The organism is Desulfovibrio sp., from assembly GCF_019422935.1.
In the GTDB taxonomy this organism is placed as follows: Bacteria; Desulfobacterota; Desulfovibrionia; order Desulfovibrionales; family Desulfovibrionaceae; genus Desulfovibrio.
In genome coordinates this window covers 70,775-83,874 of record NZ_JAHZCJ010000011.1, presented here as the reverse complement: position 1 = coordinate 83,874, position 13,100 = coordinate 70,775, and the positions used below count along the sequence as shown (strand labels likewise).

11 protein-coding genes are annotated in these 13,100 nt (G+C 59.9%); 8 read left to right on the top strand and 3 right to left on the bottom strand.

The window, feature by feature from the left end; genetic code table 11:
* The first annotated feature begins 42 nt into the window (after window positions 1–42).
* The 5 genes from QZ383_RS13255 to panB all read left to right on the top strand — a co-directional run bounded on the left by QZ383_RS13255 (window position 43) and on the right by panB (window position 4,737).
* Complete coding sequence (locus QZ383_RS13255) at window positions 43–1,299, top strand: multidrug effflux MFS transporter (RefSeq protein WP_291446111.1); 1,257 nt, start codon at window positions 43–45, stop codon at window positions 1,297–1,299.
* A 133-nt stretch (window positions 1,300–1,432) separates the two neighbouring features.
* The gene (locus tag QZ383_RS13250; protein ID WP_291446109.1) at window positions 1,433–2,200 is read left to right on the top strand and encodes a class I SAM-dependent methyltransferase; all 768 of its coding nucleotides are present in this window, start codon (window positions 1,433–1,435) and stop codon (window positions 2,198–2,200) included.
* A gap of 10 nt (window positions 2,201–2,210) precedes the next feature.
* Complete coding sequence (locus tag QZ383_RS13245) at window positions 2,211–2,747, top strand: hypothetical protein (RefSeq protein ID WP_291446107.1); 537 nt, start codon at window positions 2,211–2,213, stop codon at window positions 2,745–2,747.
* Window positions 2,748–3,019: 272 nt separating this feature from the next.
* The gene (gene speB / locus QZ383_RS13240) at window positions 3,020–3,907 is read left to right on the top strand and encodes an agmatinase (protein ID WP_192112600.1); all 888 of its coding nucleotides are present in this window, start codon (window positions 3,020–3,022) and stop codon (window positions 3,905–3,907) included.
* Window positions 3,904–4,737: a 3-methyl-2-oxobutanoate hydroxymethyltransferase gene (gene panB / locus QZ383_RS13235; RefSeq protein WP_192112601.1), complete on the top strand. Its 834-nt coding sequence runs from the start codon at window positions 3,904–3,906 to the stop codon at window positions 4,735–4,737. Before speB ends, panB begins: the two co-directional genes overlap by 4 nt.
* Window positions 4,738–4,812: 75 nt before the next feature.
* On the opposite strand, the gene QZ383_RS13230 is transcribed toward panB, so the two are convergent.
* On the bottom strand, window positions 4,813–8,052 hold the full coding sequence (locus QZ383_RS13230) for a DEAD/DEAH box helicase (protein ID WP_291446105.1): 3,240 nt from the start codon (window positions 8,050–8,052) through the stop codon (window positions 4,813–4,815).
* Window positions 8,053–8,063: 11 nt separating this feature from the next.
* Window positions 8,064–8,756: an acyltransferase gene (locus QZ383_RS13225; protein WP_291446103.1), complete on the bottom strand. Its 693-nt coding sequence runs from the start codon at window positions 8,754–8,756 to the stop codon at window positions 8,064–8,066.
* Window positions 8,757–9,007: 251 nt separating this feature from the next.
* Between QZ383_RS13225 and QZ383_RS13220 the strand changes: the two genes are divergently transcribed.
* The gene (locus QZ383_RS13220; protein ID WP_291446101.1) at window positions 9,008–9,256 is read left to right on the top strand and encodes a FeoA family protein; all 249 of its coding nucleotides are present in this window, start codon (window positions 9,008–9,010) and stop codon (window positions 9,254–9,256) included.
* A gap of 97 nt (window positions 9,257–9,353) precedes the next feature.
* Here the strand turns inward: QZ383_RS13220 and QZ383_RS13215 are convergent, their stop codons facing one another.
* Complete coding sequence (locus QZ383_RS13215; protein ID WP_291446099.1) at window positions 9,354–10,304, bottom strand: LysR family transcriptional regulator; 951 nt, start codon at window positions 10,302–10,304, stop codon at window positions 9,354–9,356.
* Between the two features lie 224 nt (window positions 10,305–10,528).
* On the opposite strand from QZ383_RS13215, the gene QZ383_RS13210 reads away from it, so the two are divergent.
* A complete protein-coding gene (locus tag QZ383_RS13210) occupies window positions 10,529–11,824 on the top strand; it encodes an MFS transporter (protein WP_291446097.1) in 1,296 nt (431 codons plus the stop codon).
* Window positions 11,825–11,846: 22 nt separating this feature from the next.
* Entirely contained in the window at window positions 11,847–13,040 is a 1,194-nt protein-coding gene (locus tag QZ383_RS13205; RefSeq protein ID WP_291446095.1) for a mandelate racemase/muconate lactonizing enzyme family protein, read from the top strand.
* The last annotated feature ends 60 nt before the right edge of the window (window positions 13,041–13,100 follow it).

The following is a 13,100-nucleotide window of genomic DNA, read 5'->3' as shown; positions in this document are numbered from 1 at the left end:
GTCCGTCCCGAATATCGCGCAAAGAAAAGAAAAAGGACGAACATGCGCATTACGGAAAATGATTATATTGTGGGTGCCGGCGCAAGGCTGCCCCGCCGCCGCAGGCTGTTTCTGGCGCTCCTGCTGGGCATGATGGCCGCTTTTGGCCCGCTGTGTACTGATACCTATCTGCCAAGCCTGCCCGCGCTGGCGGCAGACCTTAATATCTCCACGGCAACAACGCAGTTGACCATCACGGCCTGTCTGCTGGGCATGGCCCTCGGGCAATTGTTTGTGGGGCCCATTTCAGATTCCACCGGGCGGCGCAAGCCGCTGTTCATGGCGCTGATCTTTTTTACGCTGGCTTCCATCTGTTGCGCTGCGGCCAAAACGGGCAATAGCTTTATTGCCCTGCGGTTTGCGCAGGGGTTGGGCGGGGCAGGGGGCATTGTGCTGGCCCGCGCCATGGCTTGCGATCTGTTTCGCGGGCCGGAGCTGACCAACTTCATGAGCCTGCTCATGGCGGTCAACGGCATTGCGCCCATTACCGGGCCGCTCCTGGGCGGCTGGCTGGCGTCCTTGAGCGGCTGGCCCCTGATTTTTTATTTTCTGACGGGTTTTGGGGTGCTGCTGATCGTGCTGAGCGCCATAGGCCTGTCGGAAACTCTGCCGGAAACCATGCGCCGCGAGGGTGGTTTGCGCGCTTCGTGGAAGGCCATGGGCGAGCTTTTGCGGCAAAAACCCTTCATGTGTTATGTGGGCGTGCAGGGTTTCACCATGGGCGGATTTTTTGGTTACGTGGCGGCCTCGCCCTTTGTGCTGCAGGGCATGTACGGCATTTCGCCGCAGGGCTACAGCGTCATTTTTGGCTGCAACGCCTTGAGCGTCATGTTTGTTGCCCTTGCCACGGCCCGGCTGTCGCGCCGTTTTGGCGAAGCCCGTTTGCTGCAAATCGGCAACACGCTGCGTTGCGCGGCCTGCCTTGGCGTACTGGCCGTGACGGTGATCGCGCCAGCTTCCCCCTTGCCGCTGCTCGTGGGGCTGTTTTTCATGATCGCCCTCCAGGGCATGACGCTCCCCACCAGCTTTACGCTTGGCATCAGCGCGCAAAATGTTGGCGCGGGAACGGCCTCGGGCATTCTGGGCGTGGCGGTCTTTATTTTTGGCGCGTGCACCTCCCCCCTTGTGGGGCTGGCCGGGGGCGATACCGCCGTGCCGCTGGGCCTCGTGAGCGCCTGCACGGGGCTTGCCGCCGCAGTGCTCGGACAAGTTGGCAACAGCGAAATGCAAAAGCGCGCCGTACGGGAAAAGCAGGCCTGAGCACGATCATTTCTGGCAGGGAGCGGGCGGCATTGTTGCTGCAAATCAGCCCGCCGCATTGACGCGCTGTAGTCTGATGTTTACAACAAGTGGCGCTTGCGCTTTTTTTCGCCGCGCAGGGAGAATCGGATTCATGGATTGGGATGCCCGTCTTTATGACCAGAGCCACGACTTTGTGGCAGCCTACGGTGAAAACCTGCTGGGGCTGCTGCCCGATGGTTTGGGCTTTGTTGTTGACGTAGGCTGCGGCACTGGCGCACTGACAGAAGCCTTGACCGCCAGAGCCGCCCGCGTGGTGGGCATTGACGCCTCGCCCGACATGATCGTGCAGGCCAGGATGCGTCTGCCGCGAGTGGAATTTCTGGTAATGGACGCCTGCGACATGCCGTGGAACGGCTGCGTGGACGCGCTGTTTTCCAACGCCGCGCTGCACTGGATAGAAGATCAGGAGCGCTTGACCGCCGTCATGGCGCGGGCGCTGCGCCCCGGCGGCCTGCTGGTGTGCGAATTTGGCGCGCAAGGTAACATCGGGCGTATCCGCGCTGCCTTTGGGGCGGCCTTTCAGGCCGCGCTGGTGGGGGAGGGCATTGGCCCGGCGCATCTGAACAGCGAGCGTTTTTATTTTCCCTCGGCGCAGGAATATGCGGCCCTGCTGAGCCGCCACGGATTTTCCGTGCGGCTGGCGGAAGAATACGACAGGCCCACCCCTCTCAAAGGCGGGGAAGAAGGCCTTGCCCGCTGGATGGCCCAGTTTTTTGCCCAGGATCTGGATTGCGTGGCCCCAGAGGCTCAGGAAAAAGTTTTTGCCGCCGTGGCGGATGCCCTGCGCGCATCCATGTGGAATAACGACGGTTGGATTGCTGATTATCGGCGGCTGCGGGTCGTGGCCGTAAAACACTAAGGGAGTCTCCATGCCCGAAGCTCAAGAACAATTTCAGAATGGCGTTGCCAAGGTTCTGGAAGCCGTAATGTTCGAGAACTGGCTGCGTTTTTATTTCATCTCTGAAAAGCCCGATGCTCCTGCCGCTGCGGATGGCCAGCCCGCACTGTTCATCGCCGTGCCGGTCAAGGCCATGGAACGCATCAGCGAGATGTTTCCGCGCCTGCTGCCACTGGCAGAAGACATGAATGGTCAGGAAGTGACCTTTGAAACCTCCCGCCGCGCGGTCTGTAATTTCGTTCTGGCCCATGTGGACGGTCAGGTCATGCCCCGCGATTCTGCGGCCATGATTTTTGAGAGCGCCACCTTCCAGGTGCAGATGCAGCTTTTCAACGCCTGGGTGCAGATGCACGAAGCACAGCTTGACCGCAACTTTGTGGATTTTGGCGGCTGGCAGAAACTCTTTGACGAATGGCGCAATACGCCCGCCGCGCGCGAACTGGCCGAAAAGCTTTCCCTTTCTTTGCAGGGTGCGGCTGTTGCCCCGGGCAAGGATACTGTGCAGTAGGCTGTGCAAGAAAATATTTTGTACAGTTTTGCGCCTTCCAGGCAGGGCGCAGGTACGAGGGGTTAAACATTTTTAACGCGCCCATTGCGAGGCTGTAAAAAATTACCAATAAAAAGCAGCATGTTATATGATTATTCGTATGCTGCTTTTTGTGGCACGGCCATTGCAGCTTGGAAAGTACCTTCCTTTCTTTTGCTGACAGTCTCCTCCAACCAAAACGGCCTGCCTCCCCAAGCGGGCCGTTTTTTTATGTCAAATCACGGCAGGATCACATGCAAGACAAGTTTCTGGCTTCTGAATATCCCCAGTCTGCGCCGGAGCAAGCAGGGTTTCACATTATCCCCGTTCCTCTGGAGCAGAGCGTTTCTTATGGCGGCGGCACGGTCAAAGGCCCTCAGGCTCTGCTTGCCGCCTCGCATCAGCTTGAAGCCTGGGAATGCGGATTCGCACCTGGCGAGTCAGGTTTTTTTACCGCTCAGGCCGTGGACTGCGCTGGCCCCATAACCGACACGCTTGACCGCATAGAGGCCGCTGTGGCCCATGCCATTGCCTGCGAGGCAGTGCCTGTGGTGTTGGGCGGCGAGCATACCGTGACGCTCGGGGCCTTACGTGCGCTGGCCCGGCAGGCTGAAAAAACGGGCGAACCCTTTGGCGTTGTGCAGTTTGACGCCCACGCCGACCTGCGGCCCCAGTATGAGGGCAGCCCCTTTTCACACGCCAGCGTCATGTACCGCGCCGTGGCCGACCTCGGCCTGCCGCTCACGCAGTTTGCCGTGCGCGATTTCTGCCGGGAAGAAGCCGAGATCCGCAAGAAGTTCAACGTCACCCATTACGACGCCTACTTCCTTGCCCGCGTGGGCCTGCCGGAGCTGCCCCTGCCCGAGGATTTCCCCAAGAACATTTACATCACCTTTGATGTGGACGGGCTTGATTCGTCCATCATGCCAGCAACAGGAACGCCCTCGCCCGGCGGCATCAACTGGCGCGAGGCCCAGTACATGCTGGAACGCTGCGTGGCGGGTCGCCGTGTGGTGGGACTGGACGTGGTGGAACTGGCCCCCATTGAGGGCCTGCACCATGCGGACTTTACGGCTGCCAAGCTTACCCACCTCATCATGGGTCTGGCCCACGATGCCAACCAGAAGGAGGCTCAGTCATGAAGAACACCATAGTTACCTTCCGCGAGGCCAAAGGGCAGGAAAAGCTCGTCATGCTGACGGCTTATGACTACAGCACCGCGCGGGTCATGGACATGGCCGGGGTGGATGCCCTGCTTGTTGGTGATTCGTTGGGCATGGTGATGCTGGGCTATCCCGACACGCTTTCCGTCACTGTGGACGACATGGTGCGCCACTGCGCCGCCGTGGCACGCGGTGCGCAAAAAGCCCTTGTGGTCTGCGACATGCCCTTTATGAGCTACCATGTTTCTGTGGAAGAAACCGTGCGCAACGCCGGGCGGCTCATGACAGAAGGCCGCGCCCAGGCGGTCAAGCTTGAAGGCGGCGCGGAATTTGCCGCAGAAGTGCGGGCGCTGACGCGGGCCTCCATTCCCGTCATGGGGCATCTTGGCCTCACGCCGCAATCGGTGAACGCTTTTGGCGGGTTCAAGGTGCAGGGCAAAAGCATGGCTGCGGCTCAGAAACTGCTGGACGATGCCCGCACCCTGCAAGAAGCCGGGGCTTTCGCCCTGGTGCTGGAATGCGTGCCCGCGCCCCTGGCCGAGCGCGTGACCCAGGCCCTGTCCATCCCGGTTATCGGCATCGGCGCAGGCGCTGGCTGCGATGGTCAGGTGCTGGTGTGGCAGGATATGACGGGCATGACCCTGAGCCACCTGCCGCGCTTCGTCAAACGCTTTGGCGAAGTGGGCGCGAGCCTGCGCTCGGCGGTGGAGGCCTATGCGCGTGAAGTGCGCGCAGGCGCGTTCCCCGGCGAGGATCACGGCTATCCCCTGCCGGAAGGCATGGAGAAGACGCTGAAAAAGTTGAAATAACGCTGCCTGTCACAGATATTTGAAAGCAAAACGCCCGCAATTGCGGGCGTTTTGCTTTTTCCGGCTAAGGCGATCTCAGCGCTGGTGAAAATCCACAGGAACGCGCACACGGGAGCCAGCCTTGTTGCTGAACAGCAAAAAGCCCTGCTCCAGACCGTGCAGATAAAGGCGGCGTGTGATGTCCACATCCTTGCGGCAATACGTGGCGATATCTTCCAGCCTCCCTTCTTTCCACCATTGCAGGGCTTGCAGACCGTCGGCGCTCTTGGGTTCGCCCAGGGTGGCCTGGCCCAGATTGTCCAGTGGAAGGCGGTAGTTCAGGCGTTCGTACACGCGCTGCAAAAGATCAAGACTGGGCAGGGTGCGCAGATCAAAGAGCGCAAAGGGCGAGAGCACGGCGTAGTCAAAGCGCAGGCTGTTGAAACCCACCACAAGGTCGCTCGCGTGCAGGCGCTCGAACAATGCGGGCAGCTCTTCCTGCTGGTAGGAGAAATAGTCGTCCGCCTTGCTGTCGTAGGCCACGGCAACGCTCACACCCATGCGGTCGGCCCGGTTCCAGCCGCCCACCTCGGCGGCGGAACGCCGGGTTTCCACGTCAAAGACCACAAAATTTTTGGGCGGCGGCACGGGAATGTGCGTCAACAGGCCTGCGGCATCAAAGGTAGTTGTTCTTTGTGCGCCCGGTGTGCCGCTGGTCGCCCCCTGCGGTGCGGGGGTGCTGCCGCTGGAGCCGGATTGCGCAAGGCCGTTAGCGCCGAACAGACTGTTCTGGTTGTCCGGCGCGGAGTGCTTTTTGCTCATGGATTCTTCCTCCATTGCAGTGTGCGCGGCTTCGGTCTGGCTGCCTTCATTGATGAAATCCAGAGCCGAAACCGCAGGCCGGGGCGCTGCCGCCAGGGCAGAGGCTGCGTCCAGCGATTCCATATCCAGCCTGTCAGGGGCGGGGCTGATGCGCAGGTTGCGGCACAGGGCATCGCCTTCCGTGCCGGGGGCCAGCATTTCGCGCAGCAGCTCCAGCGCGCCGATCTTGCTGATGGGTCTGTTGCCGGATCCGCACTTGGGCGAATGCACGCAGGAGGGGCAGCCGTCCTCGCAGGGGCAGGCGGCAACAGCCTTGAAGGTGGCTTCCAGCAGGGCCCGCGCATCGGGAAAGGCCTGACGCGTCAGGCCCGCCCCACCCGGCAGTCCGTCATAAATGAATACGCCCGACAGCCCGGTCTGGGCATGCAGCGGGGTGGAAATACCGCCAAAGTCGTTGCGGTCGGCCATAATGAGCAGGGGCAGCAGGCCGATGGCAGCATGCTCAAGGGCGTGGATGGAGCCCATGTAGTGCAGAAAGCGTTCTTCCAGCGAGGCGCGGATGCTGTCTGGTATGACGTACCAGAGGCCTTCGGTTTCAAAAACCTGCGGCGGCGCGGAAAGCGGCGTGATGGTGAGCAGGCGGTTGCCAGATGTAGAACGCTTCTCATAACCGGTCACGGTATCGGTGATGCGCAGGCGGCCACGGCAGACAAGCACGCGGCCCAGCGATGTCCGCTCGACTTCTTCAAGGATATCCGTGCTTTTTTGGCCGCGCGTGCGCGTAAACCACGAGACCTTGGCGGCCTTGGCCACAATGCGGGCGCGGGCCGGGTCCATCTCTTCAATCACGTAGCTGCGGCCCCTGTGCAGGTAAACAGCGCCGGGGTGCGTCTCCTGCCATGCGCGAAAGCCATCCACCGAGCCGATGATCTGGCCGTCCTGATCTTCAATGCTGAAGGTCTGGCCTGTGCCGCGCAAATCCACATGCCGCTGGGGCCGCTTGCGGGCGGCCAGCAGTTGGGTGCCGTCCGCAGATTGCAGCAATAGTCCCTTGGCGTTGAGCGCGCGGGCGGCGGCGCGGGCAGCAGGGCTTGCCAGCATGGCTTCGCCGGGGGTGAGGGGCATTTCTGCCGCCGCGCATTCCAGATGGCGGGTCAAAATGACCTCGTTGTCCGGGTTGACCACGGCTTTTTCCGCAGGGCGGCTGAAAAAATCTTCGGGATTGCGGGCAAAATACTGATCCAGCGCATCCTCGCCCGCCACCACGATAACGGCGGATTCCTGTTGGGCGCGGCCTACGCGCCCGCCGCGTTGCAGGGTGGCCATGACCGTGCCGGGGTAGCCCACAAGGATGCACACGTCCAGCCCGCCAATGTCTATGCCCAGTTCCAGCGCGCTGGTGCTGACCACGGCCAGCAACTCGCCCGAGGCCATGCGGGCCTCGATGCCGCGTCTTTCCTCTGGCAGAAAGCCCGCGCGATAGGCGGAGATTCGCTCGGAAAATACGCCAGATTGTCCGGCCCACAGGCTGATAAGTTCTGTCATGCGCCGTGAGCGGCAGTAAACTATGGTGCGCAGGTTGCGGGCCAGCGCCGCCTTGAGCAGGTCGATGGCGGCTGTGGCAGGGCTTTGCTCCGGATTGAGAAAAACAAAGTGCCGTGGGCCCTGCGGTGCGCCGGACTGGTCAATAACCACTGGCGCATCTGTTATACGGGCGGCAGGAGCGGAGGACGGAACCTGCGCCGGAGAATCCAGACCTGTAAGGGCAGGCGTGGCTGCTGGCGCATCCGTGCCGGTCAGCGCTGCTGCCAGTTCGCCGGGATTGCCCACGGTGGCCGTGCACAGCACATAGACGGGCCGTGCGCCGTAGCGTCCGGCAATGCGGTTGAGCCGCCGGAACACCTGGGCCATGTGCGCCCCAAACACGCCCCGGTAGGTATGGGCCTCGTCCACAACCACATGGCTCAGACCCGCCAGAAATTCCGCCCACTGCTCGTGGTGGGGCAGAATGCCGAGGTGCAGCATCTCTGGATTGCTGATAAGCACCGTGGGCGGGTTACGCCGGATTTTGCGCCGAAAATGGTCGGTGGTGTCGCCATCATACAGGGCGGCAGTGGGGCGGGCCTCCTTGGGCCAGCCCTCCACCAGAGCGTTGAACGCGCCAAGCTGATCCTGCGCCAGAGCCTTGAGCGGGAAGAGATACAGGGCGCGGGCGTCACGGTCGCGCAGGTAGCGGTCGAGCACGGGCAGGTTGTAGATAAGGCTTTTGCCGCTGGCCGTGGGCGTGGCCGCAACAATGGAATGCCCGGCGCGGATGTGGTCTGTGGCAAGGGCCTGATGGCTGTAAAGCTCGTTGATGCCGCGCTGCTCAAGGGCACGGCTGATGGCAGCGGGCCAGGGCAGGCGCGTGGGCGCGTAGCATGGCTCCACTGGCGGAAAGAGCTTGTGGCACGTGACCTGCGCGCCCAGCTTTTCCGAAGCCAGCAGCGCCGTGATATATTCCCCCACAGACACCGTGCAGCGACCTATTCCGCAGTGACGGGCTGCTGCGCGCTTTCGCCGGGCTTAAGGCAGCGCAGCACGCGGGCGGGCGAGCCAGCGGCAAGGCAGAAGGGCGGCACGTCGCGCGTGACCACGCTGCCAGCGCCTATGATGGCCCCCTCGCCAATGATTACGCCCTTGAGGATAAGGCAGTTCATGCCAATCCACGCATAGTCGCCAATAGTTACCGGGCGGTCGCCTTCCATGCCGGGTTCTGTGGCGCGGGCTTCCGGCGGCCAGTGGGCGTGAAAGTCGGAATCCACCACAACGCAGTTGGGGCCCACCATGACCTGACGCCCAAGGCGTATGACCTTGGAGCGCGCGGTGATGGACGTGCCGCTCAACTGGCAGCCGGGGCCGATTTCAATGCTGGCTCCGGGGCCGAAGGTGCGCAGCCGCACGGGATGGGCCAATGCCGCAGCCGTGGCCCGCCGCCAGGAAGAAATAAGGCTTGCGCCAGCGCCAATGCTCATGCGGCTGCCCGGCCAGCGCAGCAGGCCCACAGGCCCGTGGGCCGACACGCCAGCGCCCACCTGTACGCCCAGCGCAAGGGCCTTGAGCCGCAGACGCAGGGTGCCCCAGAACGCGCCGTTCACGCGCATGATCTGCAAACACAGGTAGCTTATGACGTTGGAAGGGGTGAGGCCCCGTTCCAGAACTTTTTTCAGGATGCTCATGGCTTGTCCGTTGTTGACGTGTGCCGGAAAGGGCGTGGAGGCAAGCGACCCTCCCGCTGCAAGGCATCATGCCAGAGTCGGGCCGTATGGTCGAGAGGAGCGGCTGGAGCCTGCCGCGCTGGATATTGAGGGGCGCGATAGCCGCAGGTTGCCAACGGCATCTTTTCTTGACGCTGGGCCTGATGATCAGTAAATTGAAAATGAATGTTATTTTTGGCTAGGCAGTTTTTTAAAGGTTTCCCGGAGGCGCAATGGATTCAGTTATTCCTCTCACGTCCCTCAAGGTGGGCGACGTGGCTCGTATTGTCAGCATCAATGCCCGGGGTGAACTTGCGCGGCGCATCCGCGACATGGGGCTGGGCTCGGGTATGCCTGTTTCTGTAGTGGGCTATGCGCCCCTGCGCGATCCTCTGGCCCTGCGTTGCGCAGAAGTTACCATTGCTCTGCGCCGACGGGAGGCCGGGGCCATCATGGTGCAGCCCGCTGAAGCAAACAACTAAGGCGCTTGCTTTCAGTCCTGCCAGACGTGCGTGTTCAGACGCTCTGCTTTTTAGCGGGGCGTTTTTTTATACTGCTAAGGCAGGCAGCCGCCTGTGATCAGGCATCTCTGCGTGTGCTGAGCGGCGGTGCCAGTTCTGCAACAGTGGCTGAATCCAGTGTGTTGGGATCGTGATCTTTCACAAACTGCGTGGCGAAATCCACAAATGTGGCGGCAGCGTCCGAGAGTTTGCGCGCGGCAGGCAGGTACATCTGCATTTCCCGGTACAGAACTGGGGCGTGCAGAAGGGTAGCCACAAGGCCATAGCCACGTGCCAGCATCAGTGAAAACCGTCCAGCCAGCGCAACGCCGCAACCTGCTGCGGCCAGGGCAAATGCCGTTGGCATCTGGTTGACCACATGACCAATGGTAAACGGCGGCTGCGTACCCACATCTGCGGCGATATAGCCCACTGATTCCCTGCCCACCGCAACCACGGGAACCTTCTTGACCTCGCTCCAGGTGCTGTGCCGCCCTGCCAGTGGGTGATCCGGACGTGAGAGCATGCTCACAGGGGTGGTAAAAAAATGGCGGGCGATAATGTCTGTCTCCGGCAGTCGGGCCGGGCCAAAACCGACTTCTGCATCCCCTTGCTGTATACTTGATTGCACCAGCGCCATGGGCTGATCCACCAGCTCAACCCGTATGGCGGGTTGGGCCCTCTTGAAGTGCGCGAGTAGCAGTGGCAACAGTGTGCAGGCGATAAGCGGCGCGCCCACAACGCGCACTCTGCCCGCGCGCAGGCTGCTAAGATCTGCGGCGTATTTTTCCATAAGCAAAAATTCGTGAAAGGCTTTTTGGGCCAGCGTGTGCATCTCCCGTCCATCGGGGGACAGTGAGACGAAGCGCGATGTACGGTCAAAAAGCGGTACGCCGACCTGTGCCTCAAGATCCTTGATAAGGTTGCTCACGGCACTTTGGGTTATGTGTAAGGAAGCCCCTGCAGCAGTGAAGCTACGCAGGTTTGCAACCGTCAGAAATGCCTCAATTTGACGCAGCGTCAATTGCATAAGTTTTTCCTGTCATTTAGCTGTTTCAATAACTTTATCTTATTAATCGACAAATAAAAACAATTTTACCCATCTGGATTTACGCAGCATAGTCGTGACAATAGAAACTCCATATAGGCAATACCGGTAGCCTGCAATGGAAACGAACTGATTGATAACGGCGCAATATGATTACAGCAAAAGCGCATTGGCTGCTCATAGAGAAATCGCCAAAGGGAGAGTATATGAGTGAAAGCGTTATTTCCCCTGCAAATGCAGTAAAAGATGTGGGCGAAGAACCGACAAAAAAGCGGTTCATCGTTGTATTCTGTCTGTTCATCGGGATATTCATAGCATACCTTGACCGCGTTAACGTCTCGGTCTTGGCCGCCAACGATCCTTTTCTTATTGAAATGGGCATCAAAGGCGCACCCGTTCAGATCGGCATGATGATGTCCGTATTTCTTGCGGCCTATGGCGTCGCAAACGTGCTGCTGGCTCCCATAGGCGACTACCTGGGGCCGCGCAAATCCATGATGCTCTGCATCGGCCTTTGGACGGCCTCTCTGTTCCTGGGCGGCGTTGCCTCTACGTTTGCGATCATCATCGCCAGCCGGATCATACTTGGTGTTGGCGAGGGCATGTACTACCCGCTGCAAAGCGTTTTTGTAAAAAACTGGTTCCCCAAGCATGAACGCGGGCGGGCCAACGCCGCCTGGGTTGTCGGGCAATCTGTCGCACCAGCTCTGGCAATGCCGTTTTTTGCTTATCTTATTGGAAACTACGGCTGGAGGGCCAACTTCCATTTCTGCCTCGTGGTGGGCTTGATCCCTTTGTACCTGCTGTGGCGGCATACGGCGGATACCCCGAGGCAGCATAAAAGCATCAACAATGCAGAACTGGCCCATATTGAAGCAGGGCAGGAAGTTACGGCTTCCAAGGAAGTTGCGTTGCCCTTGGGGCAGCGTCTCAAGGGATTCATCGGCAATTACCGGTACTGGCTTTTGGTTTTTTGGTACTTGTGCCTCCAATGCATGTACTGGGGCCTGATAACCTGGTTGCCGAGCTACCTTAAAACAGCCAGAGGGTTCAGCTGGAGCGAAATGGGCTGGCTGGCGTCCTTGCCTTTTGTGCTTTCCATTATTTTTAAGGTGTCGTGCGGATTTTTGACGGACAAGATAGGCAGAAGCGCGCCAATTCTTATGGCAGCCATGTTCTTTGCCGGTTGTTGCGTTTATCTGGGGGCAGTCGCCGAGCAGAAATACCTCTCGGCTGTGTTGCTGTCTCTGGCTGTGGCATTCTGCACCATGGGAACGCCGGTGGCCTGGACGTTGCTGCAGGGGCTGATTCCCGGCTCGTCCATGTCCACGGCGTCAGGCATAATGAATGGCCTTGCCAACGGGCTTGCATCGCTTGCGCCCGCCATGATCGGATTTTTCATAAGCACTACCGGCCAGTACAGCAGCGGGCTGCTTTGCCTTGTGTTCACAGGGGCGGCGGCGACCATCGCGGCGGGTATTCTTGCGGTCAAGCGTTATTAGCGGCACAGTTCACAGGAGAATAATGATGAAGATTACGAGCATTGATATTATTGATGTGGCCAATGACTTCAGTTCCGCTACGAGCAAATGGCGCCCTGTTGTTGTGAAAGTTAATACGGATGAAGGCATCAGCGGTTTTGGCGAAGTGGGCCTTGCATACGGCGTGGGCGCTTCCGGCGGGCTTGGCATGGCGAAAGATCTGGCCCAGATACTCATTGGCATGGATCCCATGTGCAACGAAGCAATCTGGGAAAAGATGCTGCGCAAGACATTTTGGGGACAAGGCGGCGGCGGTATTTTTTCCGCTGCCATGAGCGGCCTTGACCTTGCCATGTGGGACATCAAGGGTAAGGTGCTTGGCGTCCCCCTGTATCAGCTGCTTGGCGGTAAGACTCGCAGCAAGATACGCGCTTATGCCAGCCAGTTGCAGTTTGGCTGGGGGGCAGGGCAGGACAAAGCCATGCTTGTTGATCCCCAGGCCTATGCCGAAACTGCGCTTATAGCCCAGGAAGAAGGCTATGATGCCCTTAAGGTGGACGTACTCGCCATGGACGGGCAGGGCAACTGGAACCAACAGGATCTGTCAGGCGTGCTGCCCGACAAGATACTGCGCAGGGGCTATGACCGTCTTGCAGCCATGCGTAAGGCGGTTGGGCCGGATATGGATATCATTGTTGAAATGCACTCCTTTACGTCCACCACTGCGGCTATCCAGTTTGGCCGCATGATCGCGGAGCTTGGCGTGCTGTACTACGAAGAACCCGTCATGCCTCTGAACCCCAAGCAGATGAAGAAGGTTGCGGACAATGTGCCGATTCCCATCGCTGCTGGCGAGCGCATTTACTGGCGCTGGGGTTACCGTCCCTTCCTTGAAGAGGGTTCGCTGAGCGTCATCCAGCCCGATATCTGCACATGCGGTGGCCTCACTGAAGTAAAGAAAATTTGCGACATGGCCCACGTCTATGATGCGACCGTGCAGATTCACGTGTGCGGCGGCCCCATCTCGACCGCTGCGGCCCTGCACATTGAGGCGGCTATTCCCAACTTCATGATCCATGAGCTGCACCGCTACGCTCTACTTGAGCCCAATACCAGAACCTGCGTGCACAACTACATGCCTGAAAGGGGTATGTACTCTGTGCCAGAACTGCCCGGTCTGGGCCAGGAACTGACGGCGGAAACTATTGCGGCTTCAACGGTTGTAACGGTGAAGTAAGTTATACTTTCTGTCAGAGCAGTGAATAAAAGCCGCACGGATTGAATCCGGGCGGCTTTT